This is a genomic window from Bacillus sp. FSL W8-0770 (assembly GCF_038008705.1).
Lineage (GTDB): Bacteria > Bacillota > Bacilli > Bacillales > Bacillaceae_G > Bacillus_A > Bacillus_A cereus.
The window spans coordinates 3,657,223-3,681,217 of sequence record NZ_JBBOZR010000001.1; the positions used below are offsets into that span (position 1 = coordinate 3,657,223).

The window sequence follows — 23,995 nt, forward strand, 5'->3', positions numbered from 1 at the left end:
CAATGTGTTCCCTAATCTGTATTAGTTGCTACCTTTTACTTGGTTCATTACTTCTTCAGCAAAGTTGTCTTCGCGTTTTTCGATACCTTCACCAACAGCGTAGCGAACGAATCCTTTTAATGTTCCGCCTTTAGACTCAACGAACTGACGAACTTTCATATCAGGGTTTTTAACGAATGCTTGGTCAAGTAAGCAAATCTCTTCGAAGAATTTGCCTAAACGGCCTTCAACCATTTTTGCAACGATTTTCTCAGGCTTGCCTTCGTTTAATGCTTGTTGTGTTAATACTTGACGCTCATGCTCAACTTCTTCAGCTGTTACAGCATCGCGGTCGATGTATTTAGGGTTAACTGCAGCGATGTGCATTGCAACATCTTTAGCAGCAGCTTCATCAGTAGAACCTTCAAGAACTGTTAATACACCAATGCGTCCACCCATGTGTAGGTAAGCGCCGAATGCATCTGCATCAGTTTTTGATACGATTTCGAAACGACGAAGTGTAAGTTTTTCACCAATTTTAGCGATTGCTTCGTTGATGTGCTCTTCAACTTTTTTACCGTTTTCCATTGTTTGAGCCATAGCTTCTTCAACGTTAGCTGGTTTGTTAGTTAATAAGTGAGCAGCTAATTCTTTAATTAGTGTTTGGAAACCTTCGTTTTTCGCAACGAAATCAGTTTCAGAGTTTAATTCTAAGATTAAAGCATCGTTACCGTTTGTTTCGATGAAAGTTAAACCTTCAGCAGCAATGCGGTCAGCTTTTTTAGCAGCTTTCGCAATACCTTTTTCACGTAAGAAGTCAATTGCCTTCTCCATGTCGCCGTTAGTTTCTGTTAAAGCTTTTTTGCAGTCCATCATACCTGCGCCAGTTTTTTCACGTAATTCTTTTACCATTTGAGCAGTGATTGCCATACTTTTCATCCTCCTAAAATATGTATTTATACCTTTTATAAAGGTGTTTATACCTTAAAAAAGGTGATAAAAGGCCGAACCCCTTATCACCTTTCCAACTTTGTTACGCAGTAACAGTTTCTTCACCTTGTTTTGCTTCAAGGATCGCGTCTGCCATTTTAGATGTAAGAAGTTTTACAGCACGAATTGCATCATCGTTTGCTGGGATAACGTGATCGATTTCGTCTGGATCACAGTTTGTATCAACGATACCGATGATTGGAATGTGTAATTTGCGTGCTTCAGCAACTGCAATACGCTCTTTACGAGGGTCTACTACGAATAATGCACTTGGAAGACCTTTCATATCTTTAATACCGCCTAAGAATTTCTCAAGACGCTCTAACTCTTTTTTAAGTTGAACAACTTCTTTCTTAGGAAGTACTTCGAAAGTACCATCTTCTTGCATTCTTTCGATGTCTTTAAGACGCTTGATACGCTTTTGGATTGTTTGGAAGTTTGTTAAAGTTCCGCCTAACCAACGTTGGTTAACGAAGTACATACCAGCACGAGTTGCTTCTTCTTTAATAGCTTCTTGTGCTTGTTTTTTAGTACCTACGAATAAGATGTCTCCGCCTTCAGCAGCGATGTCGCGCATCGTTCTGTAAGCTTCCTCAACTTTTTTCACAGTTTTTTGTAAGTCGATGATGTAGATACCGTTACGCTCTGTGAAAATGTAACGCTTCATTTTTGGGTTCCAACGACGAGTTTGATGTCCGAAATGAACACCAGCTTCAAGCAATTGCTTCATAGAAATTACTGACATAATATAGTTCCTCCTAAATGGTTTTTGATATCCTCCGTTTACTTCATCTCTAAGCGAAACTACAAACGTAGCACCAACACTTAAATCAGTAAACGTGTGTACTTTGTACTGACACCACTGCTTACTATATCATACTGAAATATTACAATCAAGTCGAAAATGCGAACAATGTAAAACTTTCTTTGTGCATACTCGAATTCTAGTATTACCAACCTTCATTTCTTTTAAGCAAAAAAATAAATACAATTAATAGTTTTCTCAGAAAACACGCTTATGACACTTTTCACAAGCACCATCTATCCATTGCACATAAAAAACTCTCCTCGATTGAGGAGAGTTTTTTACAAATTAGTTTGTTTTTAATTTAGCAAGTTCCTGTAGAAACTTGTCGTTTAGCACTTTAATGTATGTTCCTTTCATACCTAAAGAACGAGACTCAATAACACCAGCACTTTCTAATTTACGTAGTGCATTTACGATTACAGAACGAGTAATTCCTACGCGATCAGCAATTTTACTTGCAACAAGTAAACCTTCTGTTCCATTTAATTCTTCGAAGATGTGCTCAATCGCTTCTAACTCACTGTAAGATAATGAGCTGATCGCCATTTGAACAACAGCTTTACTACGTGCTTCCTCTTCGATTTCTTCTGCTTTTTCACGTAAGATTTCCATACCTACAACAGTTGAGCTGTACTCAGCAAGGATTAAATCATCATCTAAGAACTCTTGACCAAGACGAGCTAATACTAATGTACCTAGACGCTCACCGCCACCAACGATTGGTACGATTGTAGTTAAACCTTGACCAAATAATTCTCTGTTTTCTACTGGGAATGCTGTGTAAGCACTGTTCACATCTAAGTTTGAAGATGTTTCTGTAATGTTGAATAAGCTTTGTGTATATTCTTCTGGGAATTGACGTTCTGCAAGCATTTGCTTCATGCGTTCGTTTTCGATTTGTTGGTGAATTGCATAACCTAGTAATTTACCACGACGGCTAACTACAAATACGTTTGCTTCGATTACTTCACACATTGTGTCAGACATTTCTCTAAAGTTTACAGGCTTCCCTGCTGCGCTCTGTAATAACGCATTTAATTTTCTCGTTTTTGCTAATAATTCCATTTCAAAAGTTCCTCCTACATGTTACTCACATATTTTTTCATCACTTGGAAACTAGGGCGAGTCACCTGATGACACTATTACAAAATAAACTGGCTCACATCTTTATTTTTAGCAATTGTTGCTAATTTCTCCTCAACGTATTGAGGTGTTATCGTTATTTTCTCTAACGTAATTTCAGATGCTTCAAACGATAAATCTTCAAGGAGCTTCTCCATAATCGTATGAAGTCTTCTTGCTCCAATATTATCTGTATCCTGATTAACTTGATAAGCAATCTCAGCAATCTTACGAATAGCTTCGTCTGAAAATTCAATTTCTATACCTTCAGTCGCTAATAATGCCATATATTGTTTAATTAACGCATTGTCAGGCTCGATTAGTATTTTAACAAAATCGTCTGTCGATAATTTTGTTAATTCTACTCGAATCGGAAATCTCCCTTGCAATTCCGGAATTAAATCCGACGGTTTAGACATATGGAACGCTCCAGCTGCAACGAATAAAATATAATCCGTTTTTACTGATCCGTATTTTGTCGCAACATTCGACCCTTCTACAATCGGCAAAATGTCACGTTGCACACCTTCACGTGATACATCTACGCTATTCGACTGCTTACCAGCAATTTTGTCAATTTCATCGATAAAAATAATCCCGAGCTGTTCAGCACGATAAACAGCCTCTTGTGTAACTTCATCCATATCAATTAAGCGCTGTGCCTCTTCATTTGTCAAGAGTTTTCTTGCTTCTTTTACAGAAAGTTTACGTTTTTTCGTTTTTTTCGGCATAAAACTTCCTAGCGCATCTTGGAAATTCATTCCCATTTGCTCCATGCCAGTTCCTTGTAACATATCAAACATGGAAGACTGTTGTTCAGTCACTTCAATCGATACAATTTCGTCTTCAAGAAGCCCTGCAGCAAGCTTTCTCTCCACATCTTGACGCTTCTTTTCGATTTCAACATCTTCTTGTGTATCAGACGTTTGATTCGAATTTTGAGTACCTCCAAAAAGCATCTCTAATGGATTTTTGAATCCAGATTGTTTCTCTGGACTCGGTACTAAAATTTCAACAAGACGTTGATTCGCTTGCTCTTCGGCTTTATCTTGAACTTTCACTACCATTTCTTCTTTTACGATACGAACCGATGTTTCCACCAGGTCACGTACCATTGACTCTACATCTCTACCCACATATCCAACTTCTGTGAATTTTGTAGCCTCAACCTTAATAAAAGGTGCTCCAACGAGTTTCGCCATTCGTCGTGCTACCTCTGTTTTCCCAACACCTGTCGGTCCAATCATTAAGATATTTTTAGGTGCAATTTCGTCACGTAAATTTTCAGCTAATTTACTGCGACGATATCGATTTCTCAACGCTACAGCAACCGCTTTCTTTGCGTCTTTTTGACCGATGATGTATTGATCTAATTTTTCCACAATTTGGCGCGGAGTAAAATGTAAATGCATATAAAATGCCTCCCTTACGATTCTACAATTCTTCAACAATTATGTTGTGATTCGTATAAACACAAATATCGCCAGCAATCTCTAAACTCGCTTTCGCAATTTGCTTCGCTGTTAAGTGTTCACTTGCATATTGCTTTAAAGCACGACCTGCAGAAAGTGCATAATTCCCACCAGATCCAATTGCTAAAATACCATCATCCGGTTCAATCACTTCTCCTGTACCTGAAACAAGGAGCATAGTTGTTTTATCCATGACAATGAGCATTGCTTCTAGCTGACGTAACATTTTATCGCCACGCCATTGTTTGGCCATTTCAACAGCAGCACGCTGCAAGTTGCCATTATACTCTTCTAATTTCCCTTCAAACATTTCAAAAAGAGTAAATGCGTCAGCAACTGATCCTGCGAAACCAGCTAAAACTTTACCTTGGAAAAGTTTACGAACTTTACGAGCTGTATGTTTCATTACAACAGCATTTCCCATTGTCACTTGGCCATCTCCAGCCATTGCACATTCTCCATTATGATGAACTGCAAATATCGTTGTAGCGTGGAAATTTCCCATAGAAAAAACTCCTTTATTTGTTTTTATAGCTTTTAAAGCAATTTATGCCCGCGGGTGATGCTTCATGTAAACAGAACGCAATCTTTCTTTAGAGACATGCGTATAAATTTGTGTCGTCGACAAATTTTCATGGCCTAATAACTCCTGTACAGTACGTAAATCCGCCCCTTCATCTAGCATATGTGTAGCAAATGTATGCCTTAACATATGGGGACTTATCCGCATTGTCAGCGAAGCCTTTTTAATGAGTTCATTTAAAACATAACGAACTCCACGACTTGTTAGCGGTTTACCTTTCGCATTTAAAAATACCATATGAGAGTCTTCGTCAGTCTTATTAACTAACTGTTTTCTCCCATTCTCTATATAAGTAATTAAAGAATCTTGCGCATAGCTTCCGAACGGAATATACCTTTGTTTTTTTCCTTTTCCCATTACTAAAATTGTTCCCACCGCAAAGTCAATATCGGTAAGTTGTAAATTGACACATTCACTCACACGGATCCCAGTCGCATACATCAACTCTAACAAAGCTTGATTCCTTTGACCTAATGGTGTTTCCGTGTCAGAAACTTCAAATAATTCCTCTAACTCTTCAGCATATAAAAACTTTGGGATTGACAATTCTTTTTTGGGGAGTGACGCAAGTGCAAACGGATTATCCTTTCGATAACCTTCACGCATCAAAAAACGATATAAACTTCGTAAGCTTGATACTTTTCTTGCGACAGATTTACGGGCTAACTTCTCATCGTGCAACGTCGTTAAGTACAAACGAACATCCGCGTATGTAACGTCTAAAAAAGAGGATATGCCTTCTCGTTCCATAAATTGCACAAAATGTTCTAAATCATTTTGATAACTTGCAATTGTATATTTTGAATAATTTCTTTCAATTTGTAAATATCCAACGAATAATTGTAACAATTTCTTCACATTCACACAACTCACCTCAATAAAGGCTACTAAATCGTATCACAACTTAGTAGCCTTTGCAAGAAATTTAACTAAATATTTACAAAATTTCGAATCGTTTCTAAAGCGCGTGCTGCGTACGCTTCATTTCGTTCTGCTTTCTTTTTAATCTTCTTCTCTAACGGTGCAAATAGACCGAAGTTCGCATTCATCGGTTGGAAGTTTTTAGCGTTCGTTGCCGTAATGTAATTTGCCATGCTACCCATCGCAGTTACTGGCGGTAATACAACTAGCTCTTCACCTTGCACAAGACGCGCAGCATTAATTCCTGCTAATAATCCTGATGCTGCTGATTCAACATATCCCTCTACTCCAGTCATTTGACCAGCGAAGAATAAATCATCCCGTTGTTTATATTGATATGTTGGACGAAGCAAATTAGGTGAATTAATAAACGTATTACGATGCATTACACCATAACGTACAATCTCTGCATTTTCCAATCCTGGAATTAACTGTAGCACTTCTTTTTGCGGTCCCCACTTTAAATGTGTTTGGAAACCTACGATATTGTATAAAGTTCCCGCTGCATCATCTTGACGTAACTGAACAACAGCATATGGCGTTTTCCCTGTTTTTGGATCTTCCAATCCAACAGGTTTCATAGGTCCAAATACTAACGTCTGTCTCCCTCTACTTGCCATAACCTCTACTGGCATACAACCTTCAAAGAAAATTTCTTTTTCAAACTCTTTTAAAGGCACTGTCTCAGCAGCAATTAGAGCCTCATAAAAACGATCAAACTCTTCTTCTGTCATTGGGCAATTTAAATATGCAGCTTCACCTTTGTCATAACGCGATTTTAAATATACTTTATTCATGTCAATGCTGTCTTTTTCTACGATTGGGGCTGCAGCATCATAGAAGTAGAAATAATCTTCTCCTGTTAATTCTTTCAATTTTGCAGAAAGATCAGGAGATGTTAATGGACCTGTAGCAATAATTGTCGGTCCCTCTGGAATATCTGTAATTTCTTCATTCATTACAGTTACATTTGGATGGTTCTTTACGTATTCTGTTACTTTAGCTGCGAACTCATGACGGTCTACAGCTAAAGCGCCTCCAGCTGGTACAGAGCACTCATCCGCCGCACGAATAATTACAGAATCCATTAAGCGCATTTCCTCTTTAATAACTCCAACTGCATTTGTTAAAGTGTTTGCACGAAGTGAGTTACTACATACTAATTCAGCGAATTTATCTGTGTGATGAGCTGGCGTTTGCCTTACCGGTCTCATTTCATATAATCTAACTTGGACACCACGTTTTGCAATTTGGTAAGCTGCTTCACTTCCTGCAAGACCTGCGCCAATGACGTTTACTACTTGTGTTGTCATTTATATCACCTTTCCTTTCCTTTTCTTCCCGAAAAAAATGTGAGCAGTTACGCTCACATTTGTTGTTCTTCTTCATAATCGCACGAAATACATTGTACTTGCACGCCTTTTTTCAACTTTTTCTCTACAAGCATGCCTTCGCACTTCGGACACTTACGACCAATTGGCTTATCCCAAGATACAAAGTCGCATTCTGGATACGTACCGCACCCATAGAAAAGACGTTTCTTTTTATTACTACGGCGTTCAATAATTTGACCCTTATCACACTTTGGACAAGTAACACCGATTTCTTTCACAATCGGCTTTGTATTACGACAATCTGGGAAATTCGAGCAAGCCATAAATTTCCCGTATTTACCCATTTTAAAGACCATTGGGTGATTACATAATTCACAATCTTCCCCAGCTGGTTCATCTTTAATTTCCACTTCACGCATTTCTTTTTCCGCTTTTTCTAAACGCGGTTCAAAACCTACGTAGAAATCATCAACAATTTTTACCCAATTCGCATTTCCTTCTTCTACTTCATCAAGGCTTTGCTCCATATTGGCAGTAAATTCAATGTTAATAATTTCTGGGAAAAACTCTAAAATAAGTTCAATTACTATTTCACCAAGTTCAGTCGGAACGAAGCGTTTATTATCCAAGCCTACATACCCACGCTTTTGAATCGTTTCAAGTGTAGGTACATATGTCGACGGTCTTCCAATTCCAAGTTCTTCAAGTGTTCTTACTAGGCGAGCCTCTGTATAGCGCGGAGGAGGTTGTGTAAAATGTTGCTTTGGTTCTAAATCCTTTGAAAATACAGTTTCCCCTACTTCTAAAGGCGGCAACATCTTATCCTTTTCTTCAGCACCATCATCTTTTGACTCTACATACACTTTCATAAATCCTGGGAACTTTACAACCGATCCACTTGCACGGAACTGAACATTGTTATTAATGAGTCTCGCTGTCACAGTATCCATTATAGCAGACGCCATTTGACTTGCAACAAATCGCTCCCAAATCAATTTATATAATCGAAGTTGATCACGACCTAAGAAACTTTTTAGTTCCTCTGGCTTTCTCATTACCGAAGTAGGACGAATTGCCTCATGCGCATCTTGTGCATTTGACTTTTTCGTTTCTTTCTTCTTTTCTGTTCCTATGTATTCCGTACCATACGCTTCAGTGATGTAAGTACGAGCCTCTGTTTGAGCTGTTTCTGAGATACGTGTTGAATCAGTTCTCATATACGTAATAAGACCTACAGTTCCTTGTTTTCCAAGATCTATCCCTTCATACAATTGCTGTGCAAGCATCATTGTTTTCTTTGCTCGCATGTTTAACTTACGGGCTGCTTCTTGTTGCAAGGAAGATGTTGTAAACGGTAATGCAGGGTTACGTTTTCGCTCTTTGCGCGTTACATTTTCAACTGAAAACGCATTCTCTTTCATCTGTTCAATTATTTCATTCACTTGCGTTTCATTTGTTAATTGAACTTTTTCACCATCTACACCGTAAAAGCTTGCTTCAAATGTGTCTTTTCCTTTTACAAATTCTGTTTTAATTGTCCAGAATTCTTCAGGTTCAAAGTTTTGGATTTCCCTTTCACGCTCGATGATTAAACGAACTGCTACAGATTGTACACGTCCTGCACTTAATCCTTTTTTTACTTTCTTCCATAATAAAGGACTAATATTGTAACCAACAAGACGATCAAGTATACGTCTTGCTTGTTGTGCATCCACTAAATCCATATTAATTGCACGAGGATGTTTAAATGATTCTTTGATTGCATCTTTCGTAATCTCATTAAACACAACCCGACAATCTGATTCAACGTCCACATTTAACGTATTCGCTAAATGCCAAGCAATCGCTTCCCCTTCACGGTCTGGATCGGCCGCGAGATAGACTTTCTTTGCTTTTTTGGCCGCTGATTTTAAATCTTTTAAGACGGGACCTTTACCACGAATGGTAATATACTTCGGGGTGAAGTTGTTCTTTACTTCTATCCCCATTTGACTTTTTGGCAAATCGCGAACATGTCCCATAGACGCGACAACTTTGTATTTTTTCCCTAAATATTTCTCAATGGTCTTCGCCTTAGAAGGCGACTCCACGATTACGAGGTAATCTGACATGCTAGTGCCTCCTTAAGAGGTGGATTCAAGTCTTCATTAATCTTATTGATTTCTCTTGTTTTTGTCAATCAAGAATGAATATACCATACAGTGCCAATCTACCATTTGTCAATAATTGTTTAATAAAAACATAAAAATATAAGGTTAATTTAAAATCTCTTCCAAGATATCTTCTGCATTTCTTACTAGTTTTGCTCCTTGCTGAATAAGATGATTCGTTCCCGATGCCCCCTCTATAAATATAGGTCCAGGAAGCGCAAACACCTCTCTATTTTGCTCTAACGCAAGGTCCGCAGTAATAAGTGTTCCACTTCTCGATTTCGCTTCTACAACTAAAACACCTTTACTTATACCACTAATAATCCTGTTCCTTTTTGGAAAATACCATTTTTTCGGTGCATAGTGCGGCGGATACTCTGTCAATAACAATATATATTCCTTCCACATTTCATATAAATGTCTATTTTCTTTCGGATACATAAAAGACAATCCATGCCCTAATATCGCAATAGTCGGGCAATGATGCCTTACTGTAATCTCATGAGACATTGTATCTATCCCTTTTGCAAACCCACTGACAATAAGCCACTCTCTTTCTAATAAAGGGTGTAAAATAAACTTCAAACTCTCATGACCATATAATGATGGTTCTCTCGTTCCAACAACTGCTAATTTATTTACTTTATTCAGGAAATCTTTCTCTCCTTTTCCATATAAAACGAAGGGAGGGTCTTGTATTTCACGTAATAATTGCGGATAATCTTCATCCCATACCGTTATATAAAAAATACGATTTTTCTCTAAATAAGATATATATTGCGGAAGATTTGAACTTTGAAGAAATTTTACTAGTTCTGAAGATTTTTCCGAGGACATTCCAGTGTAGTGTTCCATTTGTTTTTCGTTAAAATTATATATGTTCTTTAATTCTGGATCGACATATATTAGCCTCTCCATCGCTTTCCAATAATCTGCTAGCAAGTAATGAACATGTAATAATCTCTCTCTTTTCATCTTGATTCTCCTTACCCATAATTTTTATTATGTAAACAGAAAAAAGTGTAAAAAGACACCCTCAAGTAAGAAGGTGTCTTTCAACAGATTAATAGTTTTTACAAGTCTCAAATAAACCTTTTTCTTTTAAAACAGAGATTAGCGTTTCTCCCATAACTGCTGGAGTTTCAGCTACTTTAATGCCACAAGCTTCCATTGTTTTAATCTTTTCAGCAGCAGTTCCTTTACCGCCAGAAATGATTGCACCAGCATGGCCCATACGTTTGCCAGCAGGCGCTGTTTGACCACCAATGAAGCCTACAACAGGTTTTGTCATATTAGCTTTTACCCATTCAGCTGCCTCTTCTTCTGCTGTACCGCCGATTTCACCAATCATAATTACAGCATGTGTTTCTTCATCTTCATTAAATGCTTTTAAAGCATCAATAAAGTCTGTACCGTTAACAGGGTCTCCGCCGATACCTACAGCAGTAGATTGGCCAATACCTTCTTGTGTTAACTGATGTACAGCTTCATAAGTTAATGTACCAGAGCGAGATACGATACCAACATGACCTTTTTTATGAATATACCCTGGCATAATACCAATCTTACATTCATCTGGTGTGATTACACCTGGGCAGTTTGGTCCAAGTAAACGTGTATGTTTACCCGCCATATATCTCTTTACGTTTACCATATCTAATACAGGAATCCCTTCAGTAATACATACTACTAAATCAATTTCTGCATCAACAGCTTCCATAATTGCATCTGCCGCAAAAGCGGGTGGAACGTATACAACTGAAGCGTTTGCGCCTGTTGCTTTCACTGCATCTTCTACTGTATCAAATACTGGTACACCTTCAATATCAGTGCCGCCCTTACCTGGTGTTACACCACCGACAATTTTCGTACCGTATTCAATCATTTGTTTTGTATGGAATAAACCTTGAGAACCTGTAATACCTTGAACAATAACTTTTGTATCTTTATTAACTAATACGCTCATTTTTCTCCCCCGCTTTCTATTAGCCCACTAGTGAAACAATTTTTTGTGCACCGTCTGCCATAGATTCTGCTGCAACAATATTTAAGCCAGACTCATTTAAAATTTTCTTACCTAGTTCTACGTTTGTACCTTCAAGACGTACAACTAAAGGTAACTCAAGACCTACTTGTTTCGTTGCTTCAATAACACCTTCTGCAATAACATCACACTTCATAATGCCACCAAAAATGTTAACGAAGATACCTTTTACATTTTTGTCAGAAAGGATAATTTTGAATGCTTCTGTAACTTTTTCTGCAGTTGCACCGCCACCAACATCTAAGAAGTTAGCTGGGTCACCGTGGTAATGTTTAATGATATCCATTGTAGCCATCGCTAAACCTGCACCATTAACCATACAACCGATATTTCCATCTAAAGGAATGTAGTTTAAGTCGTATTTTGAAGCTTCAATTTCTTTTGAATCCTCTTCATCAAGATCACGAAGCTCTAAAATGTCTTTATGGCGATATAACGCATTAGAATCAAAGTTTAATTTTGCATCTAATGCCATAACTTTACCTTCGCCTGTTGTAACAAGTGGGTTAATCTCAGCGATAGAGCAATCTTTTTCGATAAACGCACGATATAAGCCCATCATAAACTTCACAGCTTGTCCTACAAGCTCTTTTGGAATATTGATGTTAAATGCAATTCGGCGCGCTTGGAAACCTTGTAAGCCTACTGCTGGATCAATATATTCTTTAAAGATTTTTTCAGGTGTTTTTTCTGCTACTTCTTCAATTTCTGTTCCGCCTTCTTCAGACGCCATTAAAACAACTTGAGAAGTTGCACGATCTAAAACTAGACCTACATAATATTCTTTTTTAATATCGCAACCTTCTTCGATAAGTAAGCGTTTTACTTCCTTACCTTCAGGACCTGTTTGATGTGTCACAAGTGTAGTTCCTAAAATGCTTTCTGCATATGTACGAACTTCATCTAAATTTTTTGCAACTTTTACTCCGCCAGCTTTGCCGCGTCCACCAGCGTGAATTTGTGCTTTCACTACACATACATCTGTTCCTAATTCTTTCGCTGCTTCTACAGCTTCTTCTACTGTAAATGCAACCTTCCCGTTCGGAACGCTAACCCCATAGCTTCTAAGGACTGCCTTACCTTGGTACTCATGGATATTCATGGTCCCATCCTCCCCTGTTTTCCTGTTTTACTCGAAAAGTTTTTTAATGTTTAAAAAACATTACATTGCCATTGTATAAGATGATTGGCACGCTGTCTACAATAAAGTGTCAGAAAACTGAAATCGCTTTATTCTTTTTCGAAAATAGTAATGTTTATATGCCAAAATAAAAAAATAAGCTGTATATTTACAGCTTATTTTTGAATCATATCTTTAATTGGTGCGAATGACTTGCGGTGTTCATCTAGTACTCCATGCACTTGAATTGCCTCTAGATGTTGCTTTGTGCCATATCCCATATGTTGCTCAAATCCATATTCAGGATACTTCTCTCCCAGTTCTTTCATCATACGATCTCTCGTTACTTTTGCGATAATGGATGCTGCTGAAATCGAAACACTTTTCGCATCACCTTTAATAATTGATGTTTGCGGAATTGGTGTAGGAAGCTTCATCGCATCAATTAATAAATGTTGGGGTGTACAAGATAAATTTGCAACTGCATCTAACATCGCTTGTTTCGTTGCTTGGTAAATATTAATGTCATCAATAACTTGCGGTGATACAATTCCTACTCCAATTGCAATTGCTTGTACTTTTATTTCATCATAAAAACGCTCACGTTTCGCTTCACTCAACTTTTTCGAATCATTTAACCCTGGAATATAAAAATCCTCAGGAAGAACGACAGCTGCCGTCACAACAGGCCCAGCCAATGGCCCGCGCCCTACTTCATCAATACCCGCGATATATGTGACCCCTTTTTCACGCAAAGCATTTTCATACTTGGACATTTCAAAAAACTTCTCTTTTTCTTTCTGTTCTAACTCTTTTTGTTTATACCACTTCAAAACGAGCTTTTGAACACCTTTTCGATCATCTTTCATTAACAGTTGAAAGCGATCATCTTCTTCATTCATAATTTCTTTCAATACATTTTCCGCTTCTTTTATCGTCATAGTTTGCATTTATACAAGCTCCTTTTTAAACATATCCAAAAAGAAAAGACGCACAAACGCACGTCTTATACTTCTTCTATTTTTTCCACATCTTCTACTTGCTCTGCAAACTCTTCCGGTGTTTCAAACGTCATTTTTCCAAGTTTGCCACCACGAAGCTCACGAAGCACAAGCTCAGATGTCTTATCATAATCAATCATTCCGCCGCCCATTAAGCAGCCTCTATTTTTTCCAATTGCATCGAATAATTCCACAATATCTTCTGGAATCTCATTTAAATTATAGCGTTCTTTCAAGCGTTCTGGATAATGTTTCTCCATAAAACGTAATGCGTAAACAGCTACATCTTGTAAATTTAAAATTGAATCTTTAATTGCACCCGTTGTCGCTAAGCGAAGACCCACTAATTGATCTTCAAATTTAGGCCACAGAATACCTGGTGTATCTAACAATTCCATTTCCTTCCCAACTTTAATCCATTGTTGAGCTGTTGTCACACCTGGACGATCTCCTGTTTTAGCAATATTTTTCTTTGCCAATTTATTAATCAATGTAGATTTACCAACATTTGGTATACCTACAATTAATGCACGAATCGCTCTCGGTCTAATACCTTTTGCAACCATTTTATCAAATTTTTCTTTAACAAGCACTTTACAAGCTGCTGCAATTTCCTTCATACCTTGTCCAGCTTGCGCGTTAATTGAAATTGCCATATGGCCTTTTTCTTTAAAATATGCGATCCATTGTTTTGTTAAACGATCATCTGCCATATCCGCTTTATTTAAAACAACAAGCCTTGGCTTATGTGTAATGATTTCATCAATCATTGGGTTTCGAGATGATAATGGTAATCGAGCATCTACAAGTTCAATTACAACATCAATTAATTTTAATTTCTCCGTTACTTGGCGTCTAGCCTTCGCCATATGCCCTGGAAACCATTGAATTACCATGTTGCCACCTTCTTTTTCATTTATTTCACAATACGTGCGTCTTCTAACGGCCAATATAACATATTAGCTTTACCAATTACTTGATCCATTGAAATCGTACCGATTGAACGGCTATCTTTACTAAAACGACGATTATCACCTAAAACAAATAATTGATCTTTTGGAACGGTTTTCTTGCCTGTCATTTCTTCAAGATTAAAATCATATGTAAGCGGTCCGTCAGCAATTTGCTTTTTCTGCTTGTCTAAATACGGCTCCTCATAAGCCTTTCCGTTAACATACAGTTTATCATTACGATACTCTATTTCATCGCCTGGCAGGCCTATAATGCGCTTAATGTAATCTTTATCTTCTGTTGCTCGAAATACGATAATATCAAAGCGTTTTGGATCTCCAATGTGATAACCAATTTTATTCACAATCATTCGATCACGATCATGTAAAGTAGGTGCCATCGATACCCCGTCTACGAGAATTGGCGCAAAGAAAAACTGTCTAATAACACCAGCTAATACAACAGCAATCAAAATTGCTTTAATCCATTCCCAAAGTGAACTCTTCTCTTTTTTCATGCATTTCCCCTCCACGGTTATGTAAACTGCTCGTATTATACCAAAATTTCATATAGATTGGAAAAAGGGAGCTTGTGCATTTACAAGCTCCCATACATGTCTTATCGAATTTCTTTAATACGTGCTTTTTTACCGCGAAGGTTACGTAAGTAGTATAACTTAGCACGACGTACTTTACCACGGCGAAGTACTTCGATTTTCGCGATTCTTGGCGTGTGAACTGGGAATGTACGCTCAACACCTACACCGTAAGAAATCTTACGAACTGTGAATGTTTCACTGATTCCGCCACCACGACGTTTAATTACAACACCTTCGAAAAGCTGAATTCTTTCACGAGTTCCCTCAACAACTTTTACGTGTACACGTAAAGTGTCACCAGGACGGAATGAAGGAAGGTCAGTTTTTAATTGGCCTTTTGTAATTTCTGCGATTAATTGTTGCATATTAAATTCTCTCCTTTAAACAGATGCTCTTATAAAGTCTTAATAAATTACAGCGGAACATCGTTAATACGGCTACTGATTTCAGTAGCACAAATGTTATAATAGCATATTACTAGGCCTGTTGCAATAGCAAATATATGAAGTTATTACTGCTCTCGCTTTATTTCCTCAAGCCATTTTTTCTCTTGTTTAGATAACTCTCTCTCATCTAATAAATCAGGTCTACGCGTATACGTTCGGCGCAAAGATTCCTTATGTCGCCATTCATCAATGTTTTTATGATTCCCTGACATTAATACATCCGGTACCTTCATACCACGAAAATCAGCTGGACGTGTATAATGAGGATGCTCTAATAAACCTGTACTAAACGAATCCTCTACTTGTGAAGCATGATTTCCTAGCACACCTGGCAAGAGACGTACCACACTATCAGTAATAACCATAGAGGCTAATTCTCCGCCCGTTAATACATAGTCACCAATAGAAATCTCATCCGTTACGAGATGCTCACGAATTCGTTCGTCATATCCTTCATAATGCCCACATACGAAGATTAAATGTTCTTCCCCTGCAAGCTCTTCCGCTTTCTTCTGCGTAAATCTTTCGCCCTGCGGACACATTAAGACAACTCTCGGCTTACGCTCTGTCTCTTTCGTCAAATCTTCTACAGCATCAAAAATAGGCTGAGGAGTAAGCACCATACCAGCTCCTCCGCCGTAAGGATAATCGTCTACGCTATTATGCTTACTTGTTGTATAATCACGAAAGTTAACAACACGAAGGTTTACCGCTTCTTTTTCTTGCGCCTTCTTTAATATAGAAGATCCAAATACACCGGTAAACATGTCTGGGAACAACGTTAAAATATCAATTTTCATTATAGCAGCCCTTCCATTACATGAATGGTTACTAATTTATTTTCAATATTAACTTGAAGTACAACGTCATCGATATAAGGAATTAAGAGATCTTGACCCTTCGGGCGTTTAATTACCCAAACATCATTTGCACCAGGAGATAGAATCTCTTTGATTGTCCCTAGCGCTTCTCCTTCTTCCGTTACAACACTGCAACCAATAATTTCATGATAGTAGTATTCACCTTCAGCAAGTTCACCTAACTGCTCTTCTGGTACTTTTATTAAAGAACCTTTAAACTTCTCTACTTCATCTACATTGTTATATCCTTCAAATGTTAATAAATCGAATGTCTTATGTTGGCGATGAGAAGTTACCTTTACCGGAAGATAGTCTGTGCCTTTCTCATTCGATATGTATAGCGTGTTTCCTACTTTATATCGCTCTTCTGGAAAATCAGTACGAGAAATAACACGGATTTCTCCTCTTACGCCATGAGTATTTACAATTTTCCCTACGTTAAACCATTTTGTCATAAATAGTATGTCACCCCTGGTTTCTATATAAATTAAGCATCTCCATTTCACAGATGGAACATGCAATCTCTATTTAAATGTTAAAAAAGGGAGAGGAATAACTCCTCGCCCTTTTTACGTTTATTGAATTTCCAGTGTTACTTTTTCATCATTATGATGTCCCACTGAATACAAGAGCATTCGAATCGCTTTCGCAACTCTCCCTTGCTTTCCAATGACTTTTCCAACATCCTCAGGATGTACAGTTAATCGATACTTTATCTCTCCGTTGCAAAGTTCCTGTGTAACTTTTACATCTTCAGGATAATCGACAAGAGGCTTGACAATCGTCTCGACTAACTTCTTCATAGTCATTGCCTCAATTACTTACCTTGTTTAGATAAGTGGAATTTCTCCATGATACCTTGGTTAGAGAATAAGTTACGAACTGTATCAGATGGTTTAGCACCATTTCCTAACCATTTTAATGCTGCTTCTTCGTTGATCTTAACTTCAGCTGGTTGAGCAACTGGATTGTAAGTTCCGATTTCCTCAATGAAACGTCCGTCACGAGGAGAACGAGAATCTGCAACAACTACACGATAGAAAGGAGTTTTTTTAGCTCCCATACGTTTTAAACGAATTTTAACTGCCATTTATAAAGCACCTCCGAATTTATTTCACACAGATAATTATATTAGCAAAAAGACTATTGCTTTGTAAAGTATTTTTTCTTAACAGAGCCATCTTTTTTTCCTTACATGAATGGAAACTTCAATCCACCTAGTCCTTTTTTCTTACCTTTTTGCATTCCCGTCATCGTCTTCATCATTTTTTTCATGTCATCGAATTGCTTAATTAGACGATTGATTTCTTGTACAGTTGTACCGCTACCTTTGGCAATGCGCTTTTTGCGACTAGCATTGATTATTTCCGGTTGTTCTCGTTCTAATTTAGTCATAGAACGAATAATTGCCTCAATATGCCCAATTTGTTTTTCATCAACTTGCGCATTTTTCAGCCCTTTAATTTTATTTGCACCAGGAAGCATTCCTAACAATTCATCAAGCGGCCCAAGTTGGCGCACTTGTCCAAGTTGTTCTAGGAAATCGTCAAGCGTAAACGAAAGCGTACGCATTTTTTGCTCAAGTTCTTTTGCTTTCTCTTCATCAACTGTAGCTTGCGCTTTTTCAATCAATGTTAAGACATCGCCCATCCCTAAAATACGGGATGCCATACGCTCTGGATGGAACGCTTCAATTGCATCTAGTTTTTCACCCATACCAGCAAATTTAATCGGCGTGTTTGTTACAGCCTTAATAGATAATGCAGCACCACCGCGCGTATCACCATCTAATTTCGTTAATACAACACCTGTTAAACCTAACTGTTGATGAAAACTTTGTGCAACATTTACCGCGTCTTGCCCCGTCATCGCATCGACAACAAGGAAAATTTCATCCGGTTTCGCAACTTCTTTCACTTTCGCTAATTCATCCATTAATTCTTCATCAATATGCAGGCGACCCGCTGTATCGATTAAAACATAATCGTGATGATCTTCTTTTGCTTTTGCAATCGCTTGTTTCGCAATTTCAACAGGACTTACTTGATCTCCTAAAGAAAATACAGGCATGTCCAATTGCTTCCCTAATGTTTCAAGCTGTTTAATCGCTGCTGGACGGTAAATATCCGCTGCAACAAGCATCGGTTTACGATTATGCTTTTTACGAAGCAAATTCGCAAGCTTACCTGTCGTCGTTGTTTTACCCGCACCTTGCAGACCAACCATCATAATAACAGTCGGTGGCTTATTAGCAACAGCAATTTTGCTTTGCTCTCCGCCCATAAGTTCTGTAAGTTCTTCCTGTACAACTTTAATTACTTGTTGTCCAGGTGTCAAACTTTTCATTACATCTTGTCCGACAGCACGTTCAGACACACGCTTCACAAAATCTTTTACTACTTTAAAGTTAACATCCGCTTCTAAAAGAGCTAGACGAACTTCTCTCATCATTTCTTTCACATCGGCTTCAGAAACTTTTCCTTTGCCGCGGATTTTTTGCATTGTCTGTTGAAGTCGGTCGGCTAATCCTTCAAATGCCATATTGCCGCCCTCCTAATCTAATTTTTCGATAGCTTCAACAACTTGTTTCATTTCTTCATTCACATGCTCTTCTTCGCTGATTAGCTGTTTTAGCTTTGCAACAAGTCGCTGTCGCTCTTGAAACTTTTGAAGTAATACTAATTTTTCTTCATATTCTTCAAGCATCGCTTCAGTCCGTTTAATGTTATCATACACGGCTTGGCGACTTACATCAAATTCTTCCGCAATTTCACCAAGAGATAAATCATCTAGATAATAAAGCGACATATAACTTCTTTGTTTTTGCGTTAACAACGATTGATAAAAATCAAATAAATAGTTCATTCTCGTTGTTTTTTCGAGCATGTTGGATCATCCTTTGTTAAGTGATTTCCCTTTACATGAATTAGTTTACATGTAGTCCAAAAGAGTGTCAAGTTTTTTTCTTAACATCATATATTTTTTATAGAAAAAGAAGCGGAAATACCGCTTCTTTCGCTTATACTTCTTCTGTTTCTACTAAGTTCGCAAATAAACCATACACATATTGTTCTGGATCAAACTGCTGCAAGTCATCCATTTGTTCTCCTAATCCAACAAACTTCACCGGTACATCCATTTCGTTACGAATCGCTAATACAATACCACCTTTAGCAGTTCCATCTAACTTCGTTAAAACAATACCAGTTACATTCGTTGCTTCACGGAATGTTTTCGCTTGGCTTAAACCGTTTTGTCCTGTTGTTGCATCAATAACAAGCAATACTTCATGAGGAGCACCTGGTACTTCACGCTCAATTACACGCTTCACCTTTTCTAACTCTTTCATTAAGTTCACTTTATTTTGCAAGCGTCCTGCTGTGTCACATAGTAATACATCTACCTTACGTGCTTTCGCTGCTTGTACAGCGTCATACATAACCGCCGCTGGATCAGATCCAGATCCTTGTTTAATCACTTCTACACCAACGCGATCGCCCCATACTTCTAATTGTTCAATCGCTCCAGCACGGAATGTATCTCCTGCCGCCAATAGGACTGACTTACCTTCTGATTTAAACTTATGCGCCAGTTTACCAATTGTCGTCGTTTTTCCTACACCATTAACACCAACAAATAAAACGACCGTTAATTGGTCCTCTTGCATATTAATTTCGTTACTAAAATCGCTGTCACCTTTGTAAATTCCTACTAGTTTTTCTGAAATAACAGCTTGTACTTCTTTTGGATCTTGAATGTTACGACGTTGTACTTCTTCTTTCAATTGGTCAATTAATTCCATTACCGTCGCAACGCCAACGTCTGCACCGATTAAAATTTCTTCTAACTCTTCGAAGAAATCTTCGTCCACTTTACGGTAACGATACACTAAATCATTCACTTTGTCCGCAAATGAATTTCTCGTTTTTTCTAATCCTTGTTTAAATTTCTCTGTAACTGTATCCGTTTGTTTTGAAATTTTTTCTTTTAGTTTTTTAAAAAAACTCATACTTTCCCATCCTTCCTATTCACTTGCAATAAGTTCTTCTCCGGCGTCTAAACGAACCGAAACAAGTTTAGATACCCCCGATTCTTGCATTGTTACACCGTACAACACATCAGACTCTTCCATTGTACCTTTTCTATGTGTAATTACAATAAACTGCGTCTCATCACTGAATTTCTTTAAATACTGTGCAAAACGAGCTACATTCGCCTCATCAAGGGCTGCCTCTACCTCATCTAGTACACAGAACGGTACTGGGCGTACTTTTAAAATACCAAATAAAAGCGCAATTGCTGTTAAAGCACGCTCTCCACCTGAAAGTAAACCTAAGTTCTGCAGTTTCTTCCCTGGCGGTTGTGCTACAATATCAATACCCGTATTTAGTAAATCCTCTGGATTAGTCATTACTAAATCCGCTCTACCGCCTCCAAATAATTCAGAGAATACCGATTGAAACTCCATTCTAATGCCTTCAAACGTAGTAGAAAAGCGTTTTTTCATTTCTTCATCCATTTCGGTAATAAGCTGGTGCAATGTCGCTTTCGCTTCTTCTAAGTCGTCTCTCTGCTCTAGTAAGAATGTATGACGCTCCGCTACACGTTCATATTCATCAATTGCCCCTAGGTTCACTGTACCTAACTCTTCTATGGATAATTTGATTAATTTTACTTTCTTACGCGCATCTTCTGCAGGCATTGTCATTGTATATTTTAGTTTTGCCGCTTCAAATGAAATCGTATATGTTTCACGTAAATGTTGTAATCTATTTTCCAACTCTACATCCAGTCGATTTATTCTCACTTCTTGATCTTTCAACATTTCAAGAATATATTTATGTTTACCTGTCGTTTCTTTCAAATTGCGCTCTAAATGTTCTACTCTCTCTTGCAACGATACACGTTGTTCACGACGAGAGCGAATTAATTCTGAAGTTTGATTACGATCATATGCTTTCTTCTCAATCATATTCGTAATTTGCTCTTCACCACTTGAATTAGATGTCATTTCTTGTTTTAAGAACGCTAAATCCTCTTTCGTTTTTACAAGTGTCGCATCCGTTTCTTCTTTTTCCTTCGTCAATCGTTCAACTTTTTCTTTTTGATTAGATAAGCGTTGTTGCTTTTCAGCTGCCAGCACTTTTAACTCAGTCATTTCTTTTTGAACTTTTTCTTTCGAAGAATGTTGCTCACTTTTTTGTTTTGTTAAAGCTACAATTTTACTATCTAACTTAGTGATTTCAGCTTGAAGATTCGTTAAAACCCCTTCTAACTCCTCTTTACGCCCTTGCATTTTTACTCGATCTTGTAAAAACCCTTCAATCTCTAAATCATAAATAGACAACCGATCATTAATACGATGTTCTTCTAATTCTAAACGATTAATCTCTTCTCTTAATTTCTGCTCATCTACACGATCTGCTTCTACAGTTTGCCTTAGTTCGCGTATTTTCACTTCTTTTTCTTGAATCTCTTGTTTTACTGCTTTAACAAAGTTTTCTAACTTCGTTGTTTTTTCTTCCATATCAGTTAACTTGCGAGTCCACTCTTCCAGTTCACGTTGGCGTCCTAATAAAGAAGATTTCGCTTGCTTTACCGCCCCACCAGTCATAGAACCGCCAGGATTCACTACGTCACCTTCGATGGTTACAATGCGATAACGGTATTGCAGTTGTTTCGCCAACTCATTTGCTCCACGTAAATCTTTCGCAACAATAACAGTACCTAATAAATTTGAAACTACATTTTCATATTTATTGTTGTACTGCACAAGTTCTGCCGCCACACCTACAAACGATGGGTGTTGATTTGCAATGCGTAATTGCTCAAATGATAACGATCTGCTTTTAATAACAGCTTGCGGTAAAAACGTTGCACGTCCATGTTTATTTTGCTTTAGAAATGCAATCGCATTACGAGCATGTTCCTCTGTTTGTACAACAATATGCTGCATCGCTGCACCTAGAGCGATTTCCATTGCAACTTCGTATTCTTTCGGTACCGTTAACAGTTCCGCAACAGCACCCTCGATACCTTGCAACCTATTTTCTCTAGCTTTCAATACTTCACGTACACCTTGATAGAATCCAGAATAATCTTCTTGCATCTCTTCAAGCATTTCTTTTCGAGAACGTGCCTGTTGCACAAATTGATATGCTTGATACAGTTTTGTTTCATTTTCACTATACTGCGTCTTACATTTCCCAAGCGCCGCCTCTGTCTTCTGTATATTTGAGAGAATGCCAGCTACTTTTTCTTTCGCTTGTTCGTAACTTTCTACAAGTTTCGTCTTTTTCGCTGTAATTTCCATACGCATTTCTACATATTTCGCATTCTCTTCATCTAGACGTTCGTTTTTAGACGTTTGCTGTTTCGATTGTTCTTCAATCATAGATAATTCATTACGATGACTAGCTTGTTGATTTAAAAGCTCAATATAGTCACCTTTTAAATTCTCAATCTGTTCCTCTAAATTGTCAGCAAAAGTAGCAAGCAGTTGCTCATTATCATGCAATTTTTGCTCCAACTCTTTTACTTCATTCACAAATTGCATTAAAGATTCTGTACTTGACTCAATCTCACCATCGTAACTTTTAGCTTTCTCAGTTAATTCAACAATTAACTGCTCAAGTTGCGCACAATGCGTCGTAGCATTTTGCTTTCTTTCTTTTAACAACTCACGCTGCCCTTCTAGTTTTTCTAGCTCTTTACTAGAAAGAAGAAGTACTTCTTGCAACGAGTCTACAGACTCGTCTACCGCTTGTAATTGTCCTCGTAATTCCTCAAGCTCTTCTTCACTTTTTTGTAAATTCGTTGACATTTTAGCTTCTTCGTTTTTATTATGCCCAAACTGATTTCGAAGCGCTTCCCATTTCTCATGCAATTCTTCAATTTCATGAACAATAAGCGCAGCTTCTACTTTCTCTAATTCTTCTTTATTCTCAAGATAATCTTTCGCAATAGAAGCTTGTCTTTCTAAAGGTTCTACTTGACTACTTAATTCATGAATTATATCTTGTACACGATTTAAGTTTTCTTGTGTTTCTGCTAGTTTCCCTTCAGCTTTCTTTTTGCGAAGTTTGTATTTTAGTACGCCTGCCGCTTCTTCAAATACACCTCGACGCTCTTCTGACTTACTACTTAAAATCTCTTCCACTTTCCCCTGGCTAATAATTGAAAAAGCTTCTCTTCCCATACCAGAGTCCATAAATAAATCGATAATATCTTTCAATCTACATGATTGTTTATTAATATAAAAATCACTATCACCTGAACGAGATACACGACGTGTTACACACACCTCATTGTATTCAATTGGTAAACGTTGATCTTCATTATTTAAAGTTATTGTTACTTCAGCAACATTAACCGCTCTCCTCGTATCACTGCCTGCAAAAATAATATCCTCCATCTTTGCACCACGTAATGATTTTGCAGATTGTTCACCAAGTACCCAGCGAATTGCATCAGTAATATTACTTTTCCCGCTTCCATTAGGTCCTACTACAGAAGTTACACCTGGGACAAAATCAACAGATACACGCTCAGCAAAAGACTTAAACCCTGCTATTTCTAATCTTTTTAAAAACACGAAAGGCCTTCCTCCTATTCTC

The 23,995-nt window shown here is 37.7% G+C and carries 23 protein-coding genes; all 23 read right to left on the reverse strand.

All coding sequences use genetic code 11. From position 1 onward, the window contains the following. Positions 1 to 21: 21 nt before the first annotated feature. A complete protein-coding gene (gene tsf / locus NST27_RS18675; protein ID WP_001018578.1) occupies positions 22 to 909 on the reverse strand; it encodes a translation elongation factor Ts in 888 nt (295 codons plus the stop codon). Positions 910 to 1,012: 103 nt separating this feature from the next. Further along, on the reverse strand, positions 1,013 to 1,714 hold the full coding sequence (gene rpsB / locus NST27_RS18680) for a 30S ribosomal protein S2 (RefSeq protein ID WP_000111485.1): 702 nt from the start codon (positions 1,712 to 1,714) through the stop codon (positions 1,013 to 1,015). Between the two features lie 348 nt (positions 1,715 to 2,062). Beyond that, positions 2,063 to 2,842, reverse strand: coding sequence for a GTP-sensing pleiotropic transcriptional regulator CodY (gene codY, locus NST27_RS18685; protein ID WP_000421290.1), 780 nt, complete (start codon positions 2,840 to 2,842; stop codon positions 2,063 to 2,065). A gap of 77 nt (positions 2,843 to 2,919) precedes the next feature. Then, positions 2,920 to 4,311, reverse strand: a complete 1,392-nt coding sequence (gene hslU / locus NST27_RS18690; protein ID WP_000550087.1) for an ATP-dependent protease ATPase subunit HslU — start codon at positions 4,309 to 4,311, stop codon at positions 2,920 to 2,922. A gap of 22 nt (positions 4,312 to 4,333) precedes the next feature. Then, positions 4,334 to 4,876, reverse strand: a complete 543-nt coding sequence (gene hslV / locus NST27_RS18695; RefSeq protein WP_000526272.1) for an ATP-dependent protease proteolytic subunit HslV — start codon at positions 4,874 to 4,876, stop codon at positions 4,334 to 4,336. Positions 4,877 to 4,918: 42 nt separating this feature from the next. Continuing rightward, on the reverse strand, positions 4,919 to 5,818 hold the full coding sequence (xerC, locus tag NST27_RS18700) for a tyrosine recombinase XerC (protein ID WP_001101241.1): 900 nt from the start codon (positions 5,816 to 5,818) through the stop codon (positions 4,919 to 4,921). A 65-nt stretch (positions 5,819 to 5,883) separates the two neighbouring features. After that, positions 5,884 to 7,188, reverse strand: coding sequence for an FADH(2)-oxidizing methylenetetrahydrofolate--tRNA-(uracil(54)-C(5))-methyltransferase TrmFO (gene trmFO, locus NST27_RS18705; RefSeq protein WP_061661770.1), 1,305 nt, complete (start codon positions 7,186 to 7,188; stop codon positions 5,884 to 5,886). A 53-nt stretch (positions 7,189 to 7,241) separates the two neighbouring features. After that, complete coding sequence (gene topA, locus NST27_RS18710) at positions 7,242 to 9,320, reverse strand: type I DNA topoisomerase (RefSeq protein WP_001286964.1); 2,079 nt, start codon at positions 9,318 to 9,320, stop codon at positions 7,242 to 7,244. A 144-nt stretch (positions 9,321 to 9,464) separates the two neighbouring features. Continuing rightward, on the reverse strand, positions 9,465 to 10,334 hold the full coding sequence (gene dprA, locus NST27_RS18715) for a DNA-processing protein DprA (RefSeq protein WP_000818058.1): 870 nt from the start codon (positions 10,332 to 10,334) through the stop codon (positions 9,465 to 9,467). Positions 10,335 to 10,422: 88 nt separating this feature from the next. Beyond that, a complete protein-coding gene (sucD, locus tag NST27_RS18720; RefSeq protein ID WP_000115178.1) occupies positions 10,423 to 11,325 on the reverse strand; it encodes a succinate--CoA ligase subunit alpha in 903 nt (300 codons plus the stop codon). Positions 11,326 to 11,344: 19 nt separating this feature from the next. Continuing rightward, a complete protein-coding gene (sucC, locus tag NST27_RS18725; RefSeq protein ID WP_001020791.1) occupies positions 11,345 to 12,505 on the reverse strand; it encodes an ADP-forming succinate--CoA ligase subunit beta in 1,161 nt (386 codons plus the stop codon). Between the two features lie 194 nt (positions 12,506 to 12,699). Next, entirely contained in the window at positions 12,700 to 13,473 is a 774-nt protein-coding gene (locus tag NST27_RS18730; protein WP_001194266.1) for a ribonuclease HII, read from the reverse strand. Between the two features lie 56 nt (positions 13,474 to 13,529). After that, on the reverse strand, positions 13,530 to 14,420 hold the full coding sequence (ylqF, locus tag NST27_RS18735) for a ribosome biogenesis GTPase YlqF (RefSeq protein WP_000236702.1): 891 nt from the start codon (positions 14,418 to 14,420) through the stop codon (positions 13,530 to 13,532). A 20-nt stretch (positions 14,421 to 14,440) separates the two neighbouring features. Further along, positions 14,441 to 14,992, reverse strand: a complete 552-nt coding sequence (gene lepB, locus NST27_RS18740; RefSeq protein WP_000711853.1) for a signal peptidase I — start codon at positions 14,990 to 14,992, stop codon at positions 14,441 to 14,443. Between the two features lie 101 nt (positions 14,993 to 15,093). Then, on the reverse strand, positions 15,094 to 15,438 hold the full coding sequence (gene rplS, locus NST27_RS18745) for a 50S ribosomal protein L19 (RefSeq protein WP_001186516.1): 345 nt from the start codon (positions 15,436 to 15,438) through the stop codon (positions 15,094 to 15,096). Positions 15,439 to 15,584: 146 nt separating this feature from the next. Beyond that, positions 15,585 to 16,319, reverse strand: a complete 735-nt coding sequence (gene trmD, locus NST27_RS18750) for a tRNA (guanosine(37)-N1)-methyltransferase TrmD (protein WP_000686903.1) — start codon at positions 16,317 to 16,319, stop codon at positions 15,585 to 15,587. Continuing rightward, positions 16,319 to 16,834 carry a ribosome maturation factor RimM gene (gene rimM / locus NST27_RS18755; RefSeq protein ID WP_000170278.1) on the reverse strand — a complete coding sequence of 172 codons (516 nt, stop codon included), beginning with the start codon at positions 16,832 to 16,834 and terminating at the stop codon, positions 16,319 to 16,321. Before rimM ends, trmD begins: the two co-directional genes overlap by 1 nt. Positions 16,835 to 16,954: 120 nt before the next feature. Next, positions 16,955 to 17,182 carry a KH domain-containing protein gene (locus NST27_RS18760; protein ID WP_000737401.1) on the reverse strand — a complete coding sequence of 76 codons (228 nt, stop codon included), beginning with the start codon at positions 17,180 to 17,182 and terminating at the stop codon, positions 16,955 to 16,957. 14 nt (positions 17,183 to 17,196) lie between these two features. Further along, entirely contained in the window at positions 17,197 to 17,469 is a 273-nt protein-coding gene (gene rpsP / locus NST27_RS18765) for a 30S ribosomal protein S16 (protein ID WP_000268750.1), read from the reverse strand. Between the two features lie 101 nt (positions 17,470 to 17,570). After that, positions 17,571 to 18,920 (reverse strand): signal recognition particle protein, encoded by a 1,350-nt coding sequence (ffh, locus tag NST27_RS18770; protein ID WP_047386697.1) that lies wholly within the window; start codon positions 18,918 to 18,920, stop codon positions 17,571 to 17,573. A 12-nt stretch (positions 18,921 to 18,932) separates the two neighbouring features. Then, positions 18,933 to 19,265 carry a putative DNA-binding protein gene (locus NST27_RS18775; protein WP_000891062.1) on the reverse strand — a complete coding sequence of 111 codons (333 nt, stop codon included), beginning with the start codon at positions 19,263 to 19,265 and terminating at the stop codon, positions 18,933 to 18,935. A gap of 133 nt (positions 19,266 to 19,398) precedes the next feature. After that, on the reverse strand, positions 19,399 to 20,388 hold the full coding sequence (gene ftsY, locus NST27_RS18780; protein WP_000007655.1) for a signal recognition particle-docking protein FtsY: 990 nt from the start codon (positions 20,386 to 20,388) through the stop codon (positions 19,399 to 19,401). Between the two features lie 15 nt (positions 20,389 to 20,403). Beyond that, positions 20,404 to 23,973: a chromosome segregation protein SMC gene (smc, locus tag NST27_RS18785; protein WP_047386702.1), complete on the reverse strand. Its 3,570-nt coding sequence runs from the start codon at positions 23,971 to 23,973 to the stop codon at positions 20,404 to 20,406. Between the last annotated feature and the right edge of the window lie 22 nt (positions 23,974 to 23,995).

What these genes read in the sequence shown, in the direction of transcription:
- tsf (WP_001018578.1), bottom strand. Translation starts at nt 909, where the DNA reads ATGGCAATCACTGCTCAAATGGTAAAAGAATTACGTGAAAAAACTGGC.
- rpsB (WP_000111485.1), bottom strand. Translation starts at nt 1,714, where the DNA reads ATGTCAGTAATTTCTATGAAGCAATTGCTTGAAGCTGGTGTTCATTTC.
- codY (WP_000421290.1), bottom strand. Translation starts at nt 2,842, where the DNA reads ATGGAATTATTAGCAAAAACGAGAAAATTAAATGCGTTATTACAGAGC.
- hslU (WP_000550087.1), bottom strand. Translation starts at nt 4,311, where the DNA reads ATGCATTTACATTTTACTCCGCGCCAAATTGTGGAAAAATTAGATCAA.
- hslV (WP_000526272.1), bottom strand. Translation starts at nt 4,876, where the DNA reads ATGGGAAATTTCCACGCTACAACGATATTTGCAGTTCATCATAATGGA.
- trmFO (WP_061661770.1), bottom strand. Translation starts at nt 7,188, where the DNA reads ATGACAACACAAGTAGTAAACGTCATTGGCGCAGGTCTTGCAGGAAGT.
- topA (WP_001286964.1), bottom strand. Translation starts at nt 9,320, where the DNA reads ATGTCAGATTACCTCGTAATCGTGGAGTCGCCTTCTAAGGCGAAGACC.
- dprA (WP_000818058.1), bottom strand. Translation starts at nt 10,334, where the DNA reads ATGAAAAGAGAGAGATTATTACATGTTCATTACTTGCTAGCAGATTAT.
- sucD (WP_000115178.1), bottom strand. Translation starts at nt 11,325, where the DNA reads ATGAGCGTATTAGTTAATAAAGATACAAAAGTTATTGTTCAAGGTATT.
- sucC (WP_001020791.1), bottom strand. Translation starts at nt 12,505, where the DNA reads ATGAATATCCATGAGTACCAAGGTAAGGCAGTCCTTAGAAGCTATGGG.
- NST27_RS18730 (WP_001194266.1), bottom strand. Translation starts at nt 13,473, where the DNA reads ATGCAAACTATGACGATAAAAGAAGCGGAAAATGTATTGAAAGAAATT.
- ylqF (WP_000236702.1), bottom strand. Translation starts at nt 14,420, where the DNA reads ATGGTAATTCAATGGTTTCCAGGGCATATGGCGAAGGCTAGACGCCAA.
- lepB (WP_000711853.1), bottom strand. Translation starts at nt 14,992, where the DNA reads ATGAAAAAAGAGAAGAGTTCACTTTGGGAATGGATTAAAGCAATTTTG.
- rplS (WP_001186516.1), bottom strand. Translation starts at nt 15,438, where the DNA reads ATGCAACAATTAATCGCAGAAATTACAAAAGGCCAATTAAAAACTGAC.
- trmD (WP_000686903.1), bottom strand. Translation starts at nt 16,319, where the DNA reads ATGAAAATTGATATTTTAACGTTGTTCCCAGACATGTTTACCGGTGTA.
- rimM (WP_000170278.1), bottom strand. Translation starts at nt 16,834, where the DNA reads ATGACAAAATGGTTTAACGTAGGGAAAATTGTAAATACTCATGGCGTA.
- NST27_RS18760 (WP_000737401.1), bottom strand. Translation starts at nt 17,182, where the DNA reads ATGAAGAAGTTAGTCGAGACGATTGTCAAGCCTCTTGTCGATTATCCT.
- rpsP (WP_000268750.1), bottom strand. Translation starts at nt 17,469, where the DNA reads ATGGCAGTTAAAATTCGTTTAAAACGTATGGGAGCTAAAAAAACTCCT.
- ffh (WP_047386697.1), bottom strand. Translation starts at nt 18,920, where the DNA reads ATGGCATTTGAAGGATTAGCCGACCGACTTCAACAGACAATGCAAAAA.
- NST27_RS18775 (WP_000891062.1), bottom strand. Translation starts at nt 19,265, where the DNA reads ATGCTCGAAAAAACAACGAGAATGAACTATTTATTTGATTTTTATCAA.
- ftsY (WP_000007655.1), bottom strand. Translation starts at nt 20,388, where the DNA reads ATGAGTTTTTTTAAAAAACTAAAAGAAAAAATTTCAAAACAAACGGAT.